This is a genomic window from Niveispirillum sp. SYP-B3756 (genome assembly GCF_009495745.1).
Lineage (GTDB): Bacteria > Pseudomonadota > Alphaproteobacteria > Azospirillales > Azospirillaceae > Niveispirillum.
The window spans coordinates 382,666-401,778 of the sequence record NZ_WIDQ01000002.1; the positions used below are offsets into that span (position 1 = coordinate 382,666).

The following is a 19,113-nucleotide window of genomic DNA, read 5'->3' on the forward strand; positions in this document are numbered from 1 at the left end:
CAAATGAGTTAAGCCTTGGCACCCTTGTCAGGAAGATCGCAGACGTGAGCAGGCGTGCCAGAAAATTCGCCCTCCCCACCGATATGCCCCCGGCGCGGCTGGTGGGCGGTGGCTTGACGCTGCTGGTGCTGGCTGGGGTGGCGGGGCTGTTGCTGATGGGCCGGGTGGAAGGCCCGCCGCCGGCGGAATGGCCGGGGGGACTGAGGGCCGGGCTGCTGATCTGGGCCTTCTCCGCCCTGTTGGTATTTGGTGGGCTGGTGCTGGGGCGGATGCTGCTGGCCGGCATTGCGACGATGCAGGCGCAGCGGCGCTTATTTTCCCGTACGCTGGAGGCCGGCCCGCTGCCGCAGCTGTTGATGGGGCCGGACGAACGGGCTGTGGCCTATAACCCGGCTTTCCGTGATCTGGCCCGGCCGGGTAAGACACCGCCGCTGACGGCACTCGCCAGCCGCAGCCCCAGCCCAACCGCGGGGGTGGAGCTGACCCGGCTGGCCGCGGCTGCCGCGCGCGGGATGGCGGGGGAGGTGACGCTGACCTTTCCGGATGCCGCGTCGGGGCAGCTGGTGCCACATCGGGTTTGCGCACGGCCGGTGGAGGGGTTTGCCGGTCATATCCTTTGGCTGGTCCATCCCGCGCCGTTGCCACTGGCAGAGCCGACCCCGGTATTGCCTGCGCCCCCGGCCATCGATCCCGCCCTGGCACAGCTGGAACGCCGGTTTCAGCGCCTGTTCGATTATGCTCCCATCGGCATCGTGCTGCTGGACGCGGAATTGCGGGTGACGGAGTGCAATGACACGGTGCTGGCCCTGGCCGGCATCCCGATGGCGGAGGTGGCGGGCCGGTCCGTCGGCCTGCTGTTCCAGCGGGAAAAGCGCGCCGAGGCCCAGGCCCGCCTGCTGGCCCTGCGCGATGGGCGGGAGGGTGAGGTGCCGTTCGAAGCCCAGTTGCGCGGCGCCCCGGGCCCGGTGGTGCAGGTCTATGCCCGTCCGGTGGAGGGGGAGGCAGCAGGCGATTGCGGGCTGGTGCTGCATATTGTCGACATGACCCGGCAGAAAAGCCTGGAGGCGCAGTTCGTCCAGTCGCAGAAAATGCAGGCCATCGGCCAGCTGGCCGGTGGGGTGGCGCATGATTTCAATAATCTGCTGACCGCAATGATCGGCTTCTGTGACCTGCTGCTGCTGCGGCACAAGCCGGGCGACACCTCCTTCACCGACATCATGCAGATCAAGCAGAATGCCAACCGGGCCGCCAATCTGGTGCGCCAGCTGCTGGCCTTCTCCCGCCAGCAGACGTTGCAACCGCGCGTGCTGTCGGTCACCGATGTGCTGGCGGAACTGTCCAACCTGCTGCGCCGACTAATTGGCGAAAATATCGAATTACGGATGCTGCATGGCCGTGACCTGGGGCTGGTCAAAGTGGATCAGGGCCAGCTGGAACAGGTGATCATCAATCTTTGCGTCAATGCCCGCGACGCCATGCAGGCGGTGGGCGGTGGCAAACTGACCATTGTTACATCCAATCTGGCGATGGTTGAGCCTGTGAGACGGGCAGCCGATCTGGTACCGGCCGGCGATTATGTGGTGATAGAGGTGCTGGATACCGGTATCGGGATTCCGCCTGAAAATCTGGAGCGGATTTTCGAGCCCTTCTTCTCCACCAAGGAGGTCGGGTCCGGCACGGGGCTGGGCTTGTCGACGGTCTATGGCATTGTCCGCCAAACGGGCGGTTTCGTCTTTGTCGACAGTGCGCCGGGGGACGGCGCGAAGTTCAGCATCTATCTGCCCCGTTTCAACGAGGGCGATGCGACGGTCAGTGCCGAAAAGCAGGAGCGCGGCAGCTCCGACCTGACCGGCATGGGCTCCATCCTGCTGGTGGAGGATGAAGATGCCGTGCGCATTTTCGCGGCCCGCGCCCTGCGCAACAAGGGCTATCACGTCATTGAAGCGAAATGCGGTGAGGCCGCATTAGAGCTGTTATCAGCGGACAATCCCCCGGCGGTGGATCTGATCGTAACGGATGTGGTGATGCCGCAAATGGACGGTCCGACCATGATCCGGGCCGTGCGGGAAACCATGCCTGACGTAAAGGTGATCTTTATTTCCGGTTACGCCGAGGAACGGTTCCGCAGCACTTTGGGCAATGATGAAAAGGCGGAATTCCTGCCCAAGCCCTTCAGCCTGAAACAACTGGCGGCCAAGGTGAAGGAGGTTATGGAGGCGGGGTAAGGGAAAGATCTGGAAACATTATGGCTCTTGCCTATTTTTTTGTGGGAATCAATCCAGAATTGAGTGAGTTGATTTTTTGTTCATAATTATGCGTATAATTGTCTTGAAATAAAAACCATGCACGCTGGTCACGGTACGTGAAAATGCCGGTAATCCAGAAGAATCTCATGCTGCGGAGCTGCTGGGAGCATGTCTATGCATTCCTTCACGGGAAGAGGGCGTGCGCCGTGTGCGTCACAGTGTAATTAATAAAATAACAAAAAATCATATTAAATAGTAATTTTATTTCCAATTATGCGATTTTACGCAACAAAATTATATCAAGGCGAAATTATTGCAACAATGCAACAGGTCAAAACCACTTTTACGAATTGGTTACACACTTCTTGTCGTTATTTTCTTTCCTTGGTTAACTGCCATGACCTGACTGCATGATTGGTGGATCGGGAACCACCATGCTGCGGACGGGAACCAAAAATAACGGGGTAGATAATCATGGCGATCCAGTACATTCCGACGGCACGGCGTTTCCGTTCCGTCCTGCTTGCCGGTGTGGCGGCGGGTTTGGTTACAGCACTGCCGGCACAGGCGCAGCAAAGCGCGTCTGCTGGTGCGTCGACGCTTCAGATTGAAGAAATTGTGGTGACGGGTTCGCGCATCCGCCGCCCGAATGTGGATTCGGCTGTACCGGTGACCTCTGTTGCCGCAGAGGCTTTCTCTGAAACCGGTACCGTGTCTGTCGGTGATGTGCTGAACGATCTGCCGGCCCTGCGCTCCACTTACAGCACCGGCAACTCCACCCGTTTCATCGGCACCGCTGGCTTGAACATGCTTGACCTGCGTGGCCTGGGTACCAGCCGCACGCTGGTGCTGCAGAATGGCCGCCGTCATATCGGGGCCGTTGAAGGTGGCAACGAAGTCGACGTCAACATGATCCCGACCGATCTGATCGAGCGGGTGGATGTGGTGACGGGCGGCAGCTCCGCCATCTACGGTTCTGACGCCATCGCCGGCGTGGTGAACTTTGTTCTGAAGGATGATTTCGAAGGGGCGAAGGTTCGCGCCCAATATGGCTCGCCGGAAGATCCGGGTGGGGACAGCTATTTCGTCAGCGCTACGCTGGGCACCAATTTCGACAATGACAAGGGCAACATTGCCCTTTCTGTTGAACAGGCCAAGCAGAAGCAGATCAAGATGAAGGACCGCGATTGGACGCGGTCTCGTCAGCTTTTTGCGATCAATGAAAGCCCCGCCAATGAGCCGGGCGGTACGGACGGCATTCCAGATCGCATCTTCGTGCGTGACGTTCGCAACGTATTATTGAGCGAAGGCGGCTCCGTTGTTCCGGGCTGTCCTGCTTCCCTGACCGGCACCGCCCGTGACCTGCGTTGCAAGCCGGGTTCGAACATTGCCCGTGTCTATCGCTTCCGCCCGGATGGTACGCTGGCTGAGGCCGACTATGGCTCGCGGGATTTTCGTCCCAATCAGAACTACACCGATGGTGGCGACGGCACGACGCTGCGCCGCTATGGCCAGTTGCAGCCGGAAATCCGGCGTATGGCCGTCAATGCGGTCGGCCATTACACGGTCTCTGACGCCTTCGTGCCGTTCTTCGAAGCGAAGTTCGTGCGCAATCAGGTCACGCAGGAATCCAGCCCCAGCTTCGACCAGGGCACGCTGATCGTTGGCTTGGACAATCCCTATCTCAGCACCCAGGCTCGCACGTTGCTGAACAGCATTGTGCCCGGCACCTCGCCGTCGCGGACCTTCTCGGTAAACCGGAACAATCTTGATCTCGGCAGCCGTGTTGAGGATATCACCCGTGAAACCTATCGCGGGGTTGTGGGTGTCTGTGGTGATTTTAATGACGACTGGAACTACGAATTCTCGCTGAATTACGGTCATCAGAAGAAGACGTTGCTGTCCGGCGGCAACCGTGTGGAGCAGCGCTTCGCCTTCGCCACCGATGCCGTCCGCGATGCCAGCGGCAAGATCGTCTGCCGGGTGACGGTTGATCCGTCGGCGCGTGAAGCGCTGGCGCCGGAACTGCAAAAATATCTGGCGGACGATGTGGCAAACTGCGTTCCGCTGAATCCGTTCGGCGAAGGCGCTATGTCCGATGCCGCACGCAATTATGTGATGACCCAGTCCCAGGCGAACGGCAAACAGACGCAGTTCGTGGCGGGCGGCTTCATCAGCGGTGACAGTTCTGACCTGTTCGAACTGCCCGCCGGCCCGGTCGGCTTTGCGGTGGGTGGCGAATATCGTCGCCAGACCGCCTATGAGCAATATGACGAGCTGGTTCGCGCTGGTGGTACCTTCCTGAACGCCATCCCGACTTTCGATCCGGCGGTGTTCGAGGTTAAGGAAGTTTATGGTGAGTTGAATGTACCGCTGCTGAAGGATCTGCCTTTCGCGGAAGAACTGACGGCGCAGGGTGCTGTGCGTTACTCCGACTATAAGGGAGCCACGGGCACGACGCTGGCATGGAATGCGGGCGCTACTTGGTCCCCGCATTCCTGGATCCGCTTCCGGGGCAATTACTCTGTGTCAGTTCGCGCACCGGACCAGTCCGAGCTTTATTCCGCTCCCACGCAGAACTTTGCCTCGATCAACGATCCCTGCGATGCGAACTATATCAGCTCGGGTACGTCGACACGCGCCTCCAACTGTGCGGCGGCTGGTATCCCGACCGGCTTCGTGAACGAGCTGGCGCGCTTGCAGACGGCGGAAATCCGCTCCGGTGGTAACCCCAATCTGACGGAAGAAAAGTCGAAGGCCACAACCTTGGGCTTCGTGCTGACGCCAGAGATCATTCCGGGCTTTACCTTCGCCGCCGACTTCTTCGATATCAAGGTCAATGACGTTATTTCCTACGTTGATGCCCAGGATATCGTTGATCTTTGCTATGATGCCGCTTCGCTCAACAATGCGTTCTGCCAGTTGATCCAGCGCCAGCCGGCCGGCAGCATTGATCCGCGCACTGGCCAGAGCAACGCCTTCTATTTCGTTCCCGGTGGTATTCTGGAATCGTCGCTGAACTACGCCAAGCGGACGTCGCGTGGTATCGATTTCGATACCAGCTACAATACCGATATTGGCGATTTTGGTACATTGGATCTGCAGGTCATCGCAACCTATACGATGATGCGCAACAATTTCCCCAATGTGCTTGCTCCCAAGTTCAAGGACCAGATCCTGATGGAACTGGGTGACCCGAAGTGGAGCGGCCAGCTGTCCGCCAAGTTCAAGACCCACGGCTTCACCGTCGGTTACCAGATGCAGTATATCGGCAAGATGTCGATTTCTCCGAACATCGAAGCCATCAAGTCGGTGCAGGGTCGTCCGCCGCAGGATGCCGACTATGCGACCGATCGCTGGTATCCGAGCGTGTTCTATCATGATGTTCGCCTCGGCTATGACATCAATGAAGGGCTGAATGTCTATGCCGGTGTGGATAATGTGTTCGACAAGGAGCCGCCGTTTGGCCTGACCGGCACGGGTGAAGGCTCCGGTATCTATCAGAACCGTGGCCGCTTCTTCTACGCGGGTGTGGTCTACAACTTCTGATCCCATTCTCGTCGATCCGGCCTTTACGAGAGGCCGGATCGACGGGTTCGATAAGAAAGCCGTCCCTGTCGGGGCGGCTTTTTTCTTGGGCGCCGCAACGGCAAAGAAAAACCCCGCCGGTCGCCCGGCGGGGTATCAGTCAGAGGGCAGCGATGGTCATGCCGTCGCTGCCCCTATTATTTCACTGATCAGAAGCTCTTGCTCAGGTTGATAAAGACGCGACGGCCGACATAGTCGTAACCGCTGTAAAGCGGGGAATTGCCGACGCGGCTGTAGGAGGCGTAGGTACCGGCCAGACCCGCAGAAATCTTCGGCGGATCACGGTCGAAGATGTTGCGCACGCCAGCGGTGACGCTCCAATCCTCGCCCTTATACTGCATCGACAGGTGATGCAGGTCATAGTCGCTGACCTTGGCAATCCGCGGATCCGTAGCCGGGTTCAGATCCAGCAGGTCATAGCTGTCGGTGCCGGAGATCCATTCAAAGCCGTAACGGAAGCTCCATTCCTCGATCTTATAGGTCAGATCAGCATTCAGCGAATATTTCGGGCGGTTCAGGGTGCCATTATATTCGGTGAAAGGCTGATCGCTGAAGGTCTTTTCCTTCTGATCGATGAAGTAGGTCAGCGTCCCGTTCAACCCGAGATCGCCGGGGCCTGCTTCAATATTGTAGCGCGCCGTGAAGTCCAGACCACGGGTCAGGGAGGAGGCGATGTTGGTGTAGCTGTCGGAAACGGTCAGCGCATTGGTGCCGGCCGCGCGGGTGGAGACCAGACGGCACAGGTTGCTGCCACGGCGGAAATCCGCCGATTCATAGCAGCGGCCCAGGATTTCCGTACCGCCGATACGCTCCACGCTGTTGTCGATCTTGATATCGAAATAATCGACAGCAAAGGAGAAGCGGCCGAACTCACCCGGCAGTTCCGGCTGCAGGATCAAACCGGCGGTGAAGTTCTTGGAGGTTTCGGCTTCCAGACCGCTTCCCGAACCACCGCCAGAATTGACCTGCACGCTGTTGGTGGCCTGATAGTCCGGGCCAATCCCTTCGGCCGCGCAATTGGCCCGCAGGGTCGCCGTCTTGCCGGCGGCACCGTAATTGTTGCAGGGGTCGTTCTGCGACGACAGGAAGGCCGTTGTCGTCCCCAGGAACTGTTCGAACAGCGCCGGGGCGCGGAACGAGGTGCCGTAGGAGGAGCGTAGCGACATCCAGCTGGTCGGCGCATACACACCGCCCACCTTGTAGGTCCAGTCCGAACCGTAGGAATCATACTTGGTGTAACGGCCCGAACCGGTCACCGTCAGCTCTTCCACCAACGGCAGATTGGCCAGAACCGGCACTTCCACTTCGCCAAACAGCTCATACACCTTGTCCGTGCCGCGGGTCGGGGCCGACGAGGTCAGGTTATAGAGGTTGGAGGTCTGGCTGTTGATGTCCGGCGTATCGTCGATCTTGGCTTCACGATATTCGGCACCGAAGGCACCCTGCACCGTACCGGCCGGCACGGTGAACAGCGGGCCGTCCAGGCCCAGCGAAGCGACCTTCTCGTCATACTTCGTGTGGCCGGTTACGGTCTGGAACACCTGGTTGGACCAGTCCTGCGGCAGCTTGCCGCCGATGGTCGCCGTGTTCAGCACCGGGGCCGGGATGCAGCCCAGCGACGGGTTGGCGATATTGGCGGCACAGGTGACCAGCCCGCCATTGGCACCCGGACGCACCAGTGCTGCATTGAAGCCGGCCGGGGCGGCAACCACGTTCAGGCTCTGCGCCAGACGATCGGTCAGGAAGGACTGCTGACGATAGGTGGCGTCAGACTTGGAATAGCTGAAGGACAGGTCATAGCGCCAGCCATCCAGCGGGGTGAAATCGCCCCGGACGCCGGTGGTGGACTTGTAGAAATCGACATCCTGCTCGCTGCGGTCATTGCCGAAGCCGATGAAGGCGCGGACGCCGACGGGGGCGTTGTTGGTCAGCGCGTTCGCCACGGAGGAGAAGGTCGAACCCTGCAGCCCGGTCGGGATCAGCAGGCTGCCCTTGGCATAATCCAGGGCAAGCTGGCGGTAGCCGGTCTGGGTGGATTCGCGGCGGCTATACAGCGCCTCGGTATAGATTTCGGCGTTGCCCAGGGCTTCCAGCTCATAGGAGGCCTGACCGAAACCGGTATAGGTCTTCGCTGGGGAGATCAGCGACCGGTTCAGCATTTCCGGCGCGAAGGTGTCGCGGACATTCAGGTTGTTGGCACCACCGCCCACACCTTCGAAGCCGACCAGCCCGGTGGAGATGGCACCGTTCGGACGCCAGCGGTTGAAGCTGCTGCCCACCGAACCGGGGGCGCCGACACCGGCCAGATTGTTGGTGCCGATGCTGTTGATGGCAGAGCCGTTCGAACCGGTGCCGGAGATCGGATAGCACTTGGGCTGGCCAGTCATCGGGTCGACGAAATCCAGGCGCGCACCCGTGGTCGGGTTGAACTGGTAATCGGTGTTGCAGCGGGTCCAGTCACGATCCGCCAGGGTCAGGTTGCCACGCTCGTAATATTCGAACGATCCGGCCACCTTCCAGCGATCACCGCTGGTGCCACCGACGATGGAGGCGCGGGCTTCCTCGCCGCCCTCATGCACCGGACGGGTGTAACTGCCATCTACCGTCACGCCTTCGACATTGCTCAGGGTGACGACATTGATCACGCCGGCGATGGCGTCGGAACCATAGATCGAGGAGGCACCGTCACGCAGCACTTCCACGCGCTCGATCATGGCGTTGGGCAGCACGTTCAGATCGGCGGAGCCGATGGAACCACGCGTACCGGCCGGGGCCACGCGGCGGCCATTGATCAGCACCAGCGTGCGGCCGGCACCCAGGCCGCGCAGACCCACGGTGTTGGCACCGGGGCCACCATTGGTGACAAAACCACCATAGGCATTGTTGATCTGGCCGGAGCCGCTGGTGATGCCGGCATTCTGCAGCATTTCAGCGGTGGAGCTCATGCCGGCCAGAACGCTGTCTTCCTTGGTCAGCACCTGGATGGGCGAGGGGGAATTAAACGTATCGCGGCGGATACGCGAACCCACCACGACGATTTCCGACATGGCTTCTTCGGTATTGCTGCTCTGGGCCAGGGCCGGTGCCCCCAGCGTGCCGATGCTGCCCACGGCAACACCCAACAGCAGCAGGCCCCGCAGCGTGCGGGTACGATTGCTCATCATCATTTTTCAACTTTCTTTTGTCGTCTGCCGCAGCCCGTCCGATGGACTGTTCATTTTTGGCTTGCGGATTGAGCCACCCTCGTCATGGCGATTCAACCTTATCATCAGAAAACTGAAAAACTCTGTGCATCATGTGTCGAAACAGCCACATTCAATTGTATTTTTGTTATAAAAGTTCCTTTTTTCAAAAAAATAAAATGTTTTATGTCGGGTTAATTTTGTTTCACTTGCAATAATTTTACTTCCATACAGATACATCAACATTTGTACATTTATAGAGTTTCATTTTTTTCATAACTTTTGAAATTATAAACTTTGTATGGAATGTGTGGAGGAAAGGTTTATCTGGCAGCGGTCTTCCCGACCTGCCCGCTGTTGCTACCGATGCGGGTATGAAAAAACCCGGCCTGCGGGTGCGGGCCGGGTTCTCACGATCAGTCGACTTTCGGGTGGGGAGCAATCAGCCTTCGGCCTGACGCTTCATCCAGCCTTCCATCCACTTGATATCGTAATCACCATTGATGAAATCCTGCTCGGCGATGATGCGCTGATGCAGGGGGATGGAGGTATCCACCCCGGTGATAACGAATTCTTCCAAGGCACGGCGCAGCCGCATCAGGCATTCGTTACGCGTGTTGCCGTGTACGATCAGCTTGGCGATCATGCTGTCATAATGCGGCGGCACGCGATAGCCGTCATACAGCGCGCTGTCCACGCGCACGCCCAGGCCACCCGGCGCATGGTACTGGGTGATTTGGCCGGGTGAGGGCATGAAGGTGACGGCATTTTCCGCATTGATGCGGCATTCGATGGAATGGCCGTGGAAGCGGATATCCTGCTGCGTATAGCCCAGCGGCGCCCCGGTGGCGACGCGGATCTGCTCACGCACCAGATCGACACCGGTGATCATCTCGGTGATCGTGTGTTCGATCTGCAGGCGGGTGTTCATTTCAATGAAATAGAACTGCCCGTCCTCGTACAGGAACTCCATGGTGCCGACGCCGCGATAGCCCAGCAGCTTGGCGGTACGGGCGGCCAGCGAGCCCACCTTTTCCCGCTCCTCGGCATTCAGGGCCGGCGACGGCGCCTCTTCCACCACCTTCTGGTGACGGCGCTGGATGGAGCAGTCACGCTCCCCGAAATGCACCACATTGCCATGGTGGTCGCCCAGCAGCTGCACCTCGATATGGCGCGGGTTGGCGAGGTACTTTTCCAGGTAAACCTCGTCATTGCCGAAGGCGGCGCGGGCTTCACCCCGGGCCAGCTGATAGGCTTCCTTCAGCTCGTCCCGGCTGAAGGCCACTTTCATGCCCTTGCCACCGCCACCGGCGGCGGCCTTGATCAGCACCGGATAGCCGATCTGGTCGGCCACGCTGGCTGCCGTCTCGAAACTGTCCACCGGACCGTCGGAGCCGGGCACGCAGGGCAGGCCCAGCGAGATTACGGTCTTCTTGGCCGTGACCTTATCGCCCATGATGCGGATATGGTCGGGTGTCGGCCCGATCCAGGCGAAGCCATGCTCAATCACCATATCGGCGAACTGGGCATTCTCCGCCATGAAGCCGATGCCGGGATGGATGGCATCGGCCCCGGTGATGGCGGCGGCCGACAGGATCGCCGGGATGTTCAGATAGCTTTCCTTGGCGGACGGCGGACCGATACAGACGCTTTCATCCGCCAGACGCACATGCATGGCGTCGGCATCGGCGGTGGAATGCACCGCCACCGTCTTGATCCCCATCTCGCGGCAGGCGCGGTGGATGCGCAAAGCGATCTCGCCGCGATTGGCGATCAGCACCTTGTCGAACAGCCCTTGCTGGGTATTCGCGCTCATCGTGCGATCACTCAATGATCAGCAGCGGCTGGCCGAATTCGACCGGCTGCGCGTCGGAGATCAGGATCTCTGTCACGGTGCCACCCTTGGCGGCCTTGATCGGGTTCATCACCTTCATGGCCTCAATGATCAGCACGGTCTGGCCGGCCTTCACCACATCGCCCAGCTTCACGAACGGCGTGCCGCCGGGTTCAGACGCGGCATAGGCGGTGCCGACCATCGGCGATTTCAGGGCGTTCGGGTTCTGGGCAGGGGCGACGGCCGGGGTGGCGACGGGTGCTACTGCGGCAGCCGGGGCAGCTGCGACGGGACCGGGCGGCACGGCATAAGCGGCCGGGTAGGCGGCCGCAGGGGAAATGCGGCTGAGCCGGATGCGGCGTTCGCCTTCCGAATATTCCATCTCCGTCAGGCCCGACTCCTCCAGGAGTTTGGCCATGGTCCGCACGAACTCGGCATCCAGATCGAAGCTCGACATGGTGTTCTCAACCTTATCCAATGGCTTGCCTCAGGCGCCCGGCCGGTTCGCGGCATCAATCAGCCGGCAGGCGGCCTGAAGTGCCAGAACGTAACCGTGCGAGCCGAGGCCGCATATGACCCCGCGCGCGACCATCGACACATAGGAATGGTGTCTGAACGGCTCGCGGCGGAAGATGTTACTCAGATGAACCTCGATGACCGGCAGGTCAACCGCCGACAGCGCATCCATGATGGCCACCGACGTGTGGGTATAGGCGCCAGCATTCAGCACGATGGCATCATGCTCGCCCCTTGCCTCCTGGATCCAGGTCACCAGTTCTCCCTCATGGTTGGACTGGCGGAAATCCATGTCCACACCTAAGCGGGCTGCCTCTGTCTGGCACAAGGTTTCGACATCGTCCAGCGTTTCCGCCCCATAGATCTGGGGCTCTCGGGTGCCGAGCATGTTAAGGTTCGGCCCATTCAGGACAAGAATCGAAGGTTGGATCGCCAAAGTTCAGTCGCCTGCTATTGTTACCACAAGGAAGCGGGGCGGTTATATCACGGCCATGGATTGGGGCAATGGCCGCGATAAAGCACCCGGTTTCACGGGCTTACCTATAGGTCAGCCCGCCTTGTCGGCCTTCTTGGCCGCACGGGCAGCCGCGAAGTAGCTGGTGAATTGTTCGGTCTGAATGGCGCCCGGCACCAGCGTGTCGCCGATGACGAAACCGGGGGTGCCGCGAATACCCAGTTCGCGGGCCAGCGCGATATTGGCGTCGATTTCCGCCTGGATGGCCGCGTCGCCCATATCGGCTTCCAACTTCTTGATATCCAAGCCAACATCGCGGGCCGTGGCACGGATGGCATCGCTGTCCAGCCGGCCTTCATGCTTCATCAAGGCTGTATGGAACGCCTCATACTTGCCCTGACGGTTGGCGGCCAGGGCAGCCTTGGCCGCCTCTATGGAAGAGGGGGCAAGGATGGGGAATTCCTTATAGACGACGCGGACCTTGCCATCCTTCTTCACCGCTTCCACCCTTTCCGGATGGGTGCGCTTGCAATAGCCACAATTGTAATCAAAGAACTCCACCAGGGTGACATCGCCCTTGGGGTTGCCGCCGACCGGCCCCTTATTCTCCAGAGCGGCGCGATTCGCCGTCAGTGCTGTCTTCTGCGCCTGTTCCGACTGGGCCTGTTCCTTGGTCTCCAGCGCGTGCATCGCCTCCACCAACACTTCCGGATTGGCGATCAGATAATCGCGTACGATCTGTTCCACCGCCTGCCGGTCCAGCGGCTTGTCGGCGGCCATGCCGGGTGCCGCGCCGACCAGTGCCAGCAGGGCCACCAGGGGCAGGGTGCAGCCGGCACGCTTCAAAGAGCGGAGACGGGGAAGGGCGAATGGCTTCATCATGGTGGGTCCGTTTCGATTCTGGTCGGGTAAGGCATGTGAGGTGCCTGCTCCAGCGCTGCAACAGCAATACATCTTTTTGCGGTTGTTTTATGGTGCTTGCGTAACATGTCGGCCTATGCGGGAATAGGTTGGATCATCCGTTCCCGACGGATATAACTTTGGAACAGGTGTCGGGACGGGCGAATTTTAACAGGCGCTCTCCCTCTTGGGGGATTTGGGACGGATATGGGCATGAATGACGACGCCTTCCTGTTTCGGGAAGAAACGCCGGACAATTCCGTCGTGCCAGCGCCCCTGCCCCCGTGGCTGATCCTGATCGTCGATGACGATCCAGAGGTCCACGCCATGACCCGGCTGGTGATGAAGAAATTCGCCTATCGGGGCCGGCCGGTGCAGTTCCTCTCCGCCTATTCCGCCGAGGAGGCGTTGCGGGTGTTGAGCAACGATCCCGGCATCGCCGTCATCCTGCTGGATGTGGTGATGGAAACCGATGATGCAGGTTTGCGTCTGGTGCCGCGCATCCGCAAGGAACTGGGCAATGATCTGGTCCGTATCATCCTGCGCACCGGCCAGCCCGGCCAGGCGCCGGAGGATGATGTCATCCATGGCTATGATATCAATGATTACAAGGCCAAGACGGAACTGACGGCCCAGAAGCTGGGCACGGCCACGGTCGCGGCTTTGCGTTCCTACGAGCATATTCTGGAACTGACCCGTTCCCGCAAGGGGATGGAGCGCATCATTGAGGCATCGGGCAACCTGTTCGCCCTGCGCGCCATTGATAGTTTCGCTGAGGCGGTGCTGCGGGAGCTGGCGCGGGTGCTGGACCTGCCTTGTGATGGGCTGGTCTGCGTTGTGCGGGGCAGCACGGCGGCCGATGCACAGATATTGGCTGCGGCCGGGCGTCACCATGGTCTGGTTGGTCTGCCCATGGGGCGCAGCGTCGATCCGCTGCTGGCGGCGCGAATCGCTGAGGTTCTGCGCACCCGGACCCATCATTATGATGATGGCGATGTCATTATCTGGCTGCGCACGGCGGACGGCCGCGATGCGGCGGCCTGTGTTCATGCCGGCCGCCCGCTGGATGGGCTGGAGCGCAAGCTGGCGGAGGTACTGGGCTCCAAGATCACCATCGGTTTTGATAATCTCCACCTCTATGAACAGGTGAAGCGGGCTCACAAGGCCGCTGTCATCGCCCTGGCCGGGCTGGCGGAATATAAGGATCCGGAGGGCGGCGGCGACCATGTGCTGCGCCTGTCACGGCTGGTGACGGAGATTGCCTTCATTCTGCGCGCCGACCCTGCCTATGCCAGGGTGATTGATGATGATTTCCTGGACCAGATCGCCATGGGAGCCATGCTGTATGATATTGGCATGGTGGGCGTGCCCGACCGGGTGATCACCAAGCGGGAACCGCTGGATGCGGACGAACGCCAGTTGATGGAACAGCATTGCGAGCGTGGGGCCGCGCTTTTGGAGAAGGCTTCGCGCATGGTGGAGGGGAGCAGCTATTTCTCCTTCGGGGCGACGATTGCCCGCTGCCACCAGGAACGCTGGGATGGCAGCGGCTATCCCGCCGGGCTGCGGGGGGAGGCCATTCCCTTGGCCGCCCGGATCGTCGCGGTGGCCGATGTCTATGATGCGCTGACGCATAAGCGCAGCTGGCGGGAAGCGAAGCCTCTGGCGGAAACGTTGCGCATGATCGAACAGGGATCGGGCACTCTGTTCGATCCGGCCGTGGTGACGGCTTTCTTCCAGGCCATGAAGTCACGCGGACGTCGGCGTTAACAGGTTCCTGTCCGTCAGCGGTCCAGCGGTCCGGGGACGCCGTTATAGCGATCCTGCTCCAGGCGATAGGGATCGTAGCCGCCATCATAATGGTCGCGGTGGCGGCGTTTCAGCTCCATATCCGACTGGGAGACGGCAACGGACATGCTGAAATTGGTATCCGGGCAGGGGGTGGGCATATAGCCACCCGCCATGGCGCGGTCGTCTTTGCCATAGGCCAGTTCGGCACCAACATATTTACCGCTGACCCCGCCCATGGCCACCCCGGCTTCCACCGTTTTGCGGACCCGGCATTTGGCTTTCTGATCCGCCGCCGCCTCCCCGGCCAGCGGCACCATGGGCAATTGCTGGGCGGCCGTGGGGGGAACTGCCGCTGTGCCGGCATTCTCCCCCGGCCGATCCAGCCGGACCCAGCCATTGACGGGCTTGCCGGGGGTAACAGTGGCATTCTGTCCCCCGACCACGGCATCACCATCCGCCGCCAGGGCTGGCAGTGCCGGCGCCAGGGTCAGAAAGCAGCAGAATATCAGGGGCAGGGGGCGCATGGCGGTTCCCGGGCGGAAGGGTTCAGTGCAGGTTACACGGACGCATCGCCCCTGTCCCGTCGGTCTTCCGGGGTAGGCGGCGATGCGGGGGATCATCCCGCATCGCCGTAAAGGGTCAGAATGGCTCGCTTACTTTGGTCGCCTTGGCAGCCGTCTTGCGTGGGGCGGCCGGCTTTTTCGGTGCTGCCGCCGCATCGCCTTTCGCCGCGCTGGCCCGTTTGGGGGCCGCTGCCTTTGCCGTCGCGGTTTTGGTGGTCGCGGCCTTGGCGGTGGTCGCCTTTTTGGCCGGGGCCTTTTTCGGCTTCTCCTCTGCGGTGGCGTCCGCGTCCGCCGGGGCGGCACCCTTCTTGGCGCCGTCCTTCGCGGCCTTGGCCGCCAGCAGTTCAACCGCCTGTTCCAGCGTCAGCTCGTCGGGCGACATGGCTTTGGGAATGCTGGCGAACAGCTTGTTATGTTTCACATAGGGGCCGAAGCGACCGGAACCGATGCTGATCGGCTTGCCATCCTTGGGATGGTTGCCCAACTCCCGGCCCGCCACCGCCTTCTTGGCCAGATTATCACCCAGCAATATGACGGCCCGGTTCAGCCCGATGGTCAGCACATCATCATCTGCCGGCACGTTCTTATAGGCGTCGCCATGTTTCAGATAGGGCCCGTAACGCCCGATGCCGGCCTGGATTTCGATCCCGGTGGAAGGGTGCATCCCGACGCTGCGCGGCAGGGAGAGCAGGGCCAGCGCCTTTTCCAGATCGACATCCTGCGGGTTCATGCCCCGCGGCAGCGATACGCGCTTGGGCTTCACCTCCTTGGAGGATTCAGTGCCCAACTGCACATAGACGCCATAGGGGCCGCGCTTCATCACCACCGTCAGCCCGGTTTCGGGATCGGGGCCCAATTCGCGGTCGGCATCGGCCTCCCCCTCTTCCCCGGCCACGGCCAGGGGGCGGGTATAGCGGCATTCCGGGTAGTTGGAGCAGCCGATGAAGGCGCCGGTCTTGCCCAGCTTCAGCGACAGCCGGCCGCTGCCGCAGGTGGGGCAGGTGCGCACATCGATCGGCTGCCCGTCGGCCCCGACGCGGGCGGGGAAGAAATGCGGCCCCAGCGCTTCATCCAGGGCATCCAGCACCTGGGTGATGGTCAGATCCTTGGTGCCATCAATAGCCCCGCGGAAATGCTGCCAGAAATCGCGCAGCACATCTTTCCAATAGACGCGGCCGCCGGAAATATCGTCCAGCTTCTCTTCCAGGGCCGCCGTGAAATCATACTGCACATAGCGGTTGAAGAAGCTTTCCAGGAAGGTGGTGACCAGCCGGCCGCGGTCTTCCGGTTCGAACCGTCGCTTTTCCAGCCGCACATAGTTGCGCTCCTGCAAGACCTGCAGGGTGGAAGCATAGGTAGATGGCCGGCCGATACCCAGCTCTTCCATCTTCTTCACCAGGCTCGCCTCCGTATAGCGGGGCGGGGGCTGGGTGAAATGCTGGTCAGATTTCAGGTTACCACGCGTCAGGTCGTCGCCATCCTTCATTGGCGGCAGGCGGCGATTTTCCTCTTCCTCCCCATCATCATCCTTATCTTCCTGATAGACCTTCAGGAAGCCATCGAAACGGATGATGGAGCCGGTGGCGCGGAACACGGCTTCCGCGCCCTTGCTCATGATATCGACTGTCACCTGATCCAGCACGGCGCTGGCCATCTGGCTGGCCATGGTGCGCTTCCAGATCAGTTCGTAAAGCCGCAACTCGTCCTTATCGAGATAGCGGCTCATCTGGTCCGGGCGGCGGAACAGGTCGGTGGGGCGGATCGCCTCGTGCGCCTCCTGGGCGTTCTTGGCGGCGGTTTTGTAAATGCGCGGTTTTTCCGGGACGTAAGCCGCCCCCCAGGTCTGGTCGATCAGCCGGCGGGAACCGTCAATAGCCTCCTGGCTCAGCGACACGCCGTCGGTTCGCATATAGGTGATCAGGCCGACCGTCTCACCGCCAATATCCACGCCCTCATAAAGCTTCTGGGCCGTGCGCATCGTCTTGACGGCACCGAAGCCGAGCTTGCGGCTGGCTTCCTGCTGCAAGGTGGAGGTGGTGAAGGGCGCAGAGGGGTTGCGCTTCACCTCGCGCCGTTCCACCCGGCCGACCTTGAACAGCATCGGGCGGATGCGGGCCAGGGCGGCCTCCGCCTGCTCCTTGTTGGTCAGGCTGAACTTTTCCAGCCGCTTGCCATCCAGCTGGGTCAGGCGGGCGGTGAAGGTGGCGCCATCGTGGGTTTTGAATTCCGCCTCGATGGTCCAATATTCCTGCGGGCGGAAGGCCTCGATCTCGGCTTCCCGCTCACAGATCAGACGCAGCGCCACCGACTGCACGCGCCCTGCCGATTTCGACCCCGGCAGCTTGCGCCACAGTACCGGCGACAGGGTGAAGCCCACCAGATAATCCAGCGCGCGACGGGCCAGATAGGCCTGAACCAGCTCCTGGTCCACGTCGCGTGGCTTGGAAATGGCCTCCAGCACCGCGCTCTTGGTGATCTCATTGAAGGTGATGCGGCGGATTTCCCGACCGGCCAGCCGCTTTTCCTTCAGTAGTTCCTGGACGTGCCAGGCAATCGCCTCCCCCTCTCTGTCAGGGTCAGTGGCGAGGAAAACGCGGGTAGCGCCCTTTACGGCGCGGGCGATTTCATCCACATGGCGTTTGGAGCGGTCGCCCAACTCCCAATCCATCTCGAAATCCTCGTCAGGACGGACGGAGCCATCCTTCGGCGGCAGATCGCGGACATGGCCAAAGCTGGCCAGAACCGTGTAATCCTGCCCGAGATATTTGTTGATGGTCTTGGCCTTGGCCGGGGACTCGACGATGACGACACTGCCAGCCACTGAACGACCCGCCTTTCGAGGGATACAGTAACGATACGGATAACGGGGGTCAGATCAGGCTGACACGCCCGCCAGGATGACGCTGCAACCGTCCCGCCAGTTCCAACTCCAGCAGGATTGTCAGTACCACCCCGGCAGACAATTGGCAGCCGCGAACCAGTTCGTCAATCAGAACCGGGGTGGGGGACAGGCTCTCCACCACGATGGCACGGGCTTTATCCACCATTTTTTCATCCGGTGCGGCGCCGGGGCCACCCCGGAAGAGGCCGCCGGGCGGTTCCGACAGGGGAGAGAGGCTGGCATTGCGCAGGGCCAGAATCACATCTTCGGCCGTCTCTACCAGCCCGGCGCCCTCTTTGATCAGCCGGTTGCAGCCCTGGGCGCGCGGGTCCAGCGGTGATCCCGGCACGGCGAAAACGTCGCGCCCCTGTTCGGCGGCAAAGCGGGCGGTGATCAGGGAGCCGGACTTCAACGCCGCCTCCACCACCACCACACCCAGCGACAGGCCGGAGATCAGCCGGTTGCGGCGGGGGAAGTGGCGGGCTTGCGGTTCGGTGCCGAGCGGTGATTCGGCGATGATGGCGCCGCGCTGCGCCAATTCCCGATAAAGCGCTTCATTTTCCGGGGGATAGATGATGTCGATCCCGCCAGCCACCACGGCGGCGGTGCCTTTGGCCAGGGAACCTTCATGCGCCGCCGTATCAATGCCGCGTGCCAGTCCGGACACGACGGTGAAGCCGGCCTCGGCCAGATCATGGGCCAGCTTCTCCGCCATCTTGCGCCCGACAATGCTGGCATTGCGGGCCCCGACAATGCCCACACAAGGCCGTGCCAGCAGGGCGGGGAAGCCCAGCACGGTCAACACGGGCGGGGCATCATCCACATTGGCCAGGGGCCTGGGATATTCCGCCTCCCCCTTGCAGATCAGCCGGGCGCCGCGTTTTTCCAGCGCCGCCAGTTCCCGCTCAATCTCGGCCTTGGGCGGTATGCGCAGCGGCTGTTGCCGCCCACCCTTGCGGGCCAGATCAGGCAGGGCTGCCAGGGCGGCAGCGGCCGTGCCAAACCGTTCCAGCAGCCGGGCAAAGGTGATGGGGCCGACATTCTCCGTGCGAATCAGGCGCAGCCAGTCCATACGATCCTGGCGGGTAAACTGGCTTTGCGGTGCGTGCATCGGGGTGGGACCACATGAAATTCAAGAAGATCATCTAGTAATCTATT

General features: G+C 61.2%; 11 protein-coding genes. 3 read left to right on the plus strand and 8 right to left on the minus strand.

The window, feature by feature from the left end; translation table 11 throughout:
• Positions 1-44 precede the first annotated feature (44 nt).
• Entirely contained in the window at positions 45-2,225 is a 2,181-nt protein-coding gene (locus tag GE253_RS05710; RefSeq protein ID WP_348770778.1) for an ATP-binding protein, read from the plus strand.
• Positions 2,226-2,720: 495 nt separating this feature from the next.
• Positions 2,721-5,795 carry a TonB-dependent receptor gene (locus GE253_RS05715; protein WP_153203169.1) on the plus strand — a complete coding sequence of 1,025 codons (3,075 nt, stop codon included), beginning with the start codon at positions 2,721-2,723 and terminating at the stop codon, positions 5,793-5,795.
• Between the two features lie 188 nt (positions 5,796-5,983).
• Here GE253_RS05715 and GE253_RS05720 read toward each other — a convergent pair whose 3' ends face one another.
• The 5 genes from GE253_RS05720 to GE253_RS05740 form a co-directional block, all read right to left on the minus strand.
• On the minus strand, positions 5,984-9,001 hold the full coding sequence (locus GE253_RS05720) for a TonB-dependent receptor (RefSeq protein WP_211101355.1): 3,018 nt from the start codon (positions 8,999-9,001) through the stop codon (positions 5,984-5,986).
• A 457-nt stretch (positions 9,002-9,458) separates the two neighbouring features.
• Complete coding sequence (gene accC / locus GE253_RS05725) at positions 9,459-10,808, minus strand: acetyl-CoA carboxylase biotin carboxylase subunit (protein WP_153203409.1); 1,350 nt, start codon at positions 10,806-10,808, stop codon at positions 9,459-9,461.
• A gap of 31 nt (positions 10,809-10,839) precedes the next feature.
• The gene (accB, locus tag GE253_RS05730; protein ID WP_153203170.1) at positions 10,840-11,307 is read right to left on the minus strand and encodes an acetyl-CoA carboxylase biotin carboxyl carrier protein; all 468 of its coding nucleotides are present in this window, start codon (positions 11,305-11,307) and stop codon (positions 10,840-10,842) included.
• A gap of 30 nt (positions 11,308-11,337) precedes the next feature.
• Complete coding sequence (gene aroQ / locus GE253_RS05735) at positions 11,338-11,802, minus strand: type II 3-dehydroquinate dehydratase (protein WP_089289905.1); 465 nt, start codon at positions 11,800-11,802, stop codon at positions 11,338-11,340.
• Between the two features lie 111 nt (positions 11,803-11,913).
• Positions 11,914-12,702, minus strand: a complete 789-nt coding sequence (locus tag GE253_RS05740) for a DsbA family protein (RefSeq protein ID WP_247878494.1) — start codon at positions 12,700-12,702, stop codon at positions 11,914-11,916.
• Between the two features lie 231 nt (positions 12,703-12,933).
• Here GE253_RS05740 and GE253_RS05745 point away from each other — a divergent pair, with 231 nt between their 5' ends.
• The gene (locus GE253_RS05745) at positions 12,934-14,490 is read left to right on the plus strand and encodes a DUF3369 domain-containing protein (RefSeq protein ID WP_173012517.1); all 1,557 of its coding nucleotides are present in this window, start codon (positions 12,934-12,936) and stop codon (positions 14,488-14,490) included.
• Positions 14,491-14,504: 14 nt separating this feature from the next.
• Here the strand turns inward: GE253_RS05745 and GE253_RS05750 are convergent, their stop codons facing one another.
• From GE253_RS05750 to dprA, 3 genes are all read right to left on the minus strand, one after another.
• The gene (locus GE253_RS05750) at positions 14,505-15,035 is read right to left on the minus strand and encodes a hypothetical protein (RefSeq protein ID WP_153203172.1); all 531 of its coding nucleotides are present in this window, start codon (positions 15,033-15,035) and stop codon (positions 14,505-14,507) included.
• A 115-nt stretch (positions 15,036-15,150) separates the two neighbouring features.
• Positions 15,151-17,895, minus strand: coding sequence for a type I DNA topoisomerase (topA, locus tag GE253_RS05755; protein WP_348770779.1), 2,745 nt, complete (start codon positions 17,893-17,895; stop codon positions 15,151-15,153).
• Between the two features lie 49 nt (positions 17,896-17,944).
• Positions 17,945-19,066, minus strand: a complete 1,122-nt coding sequence (gene dprA, locus GE253_RS05760; protein WP_153203173.1) for a DNA-processing protein DprA — start codon at positions 19,064-19,066, stop codon at positions 17,945-17,947.
• Positions 19,067-19,113 lie beyond the last annotated feature (47 nt).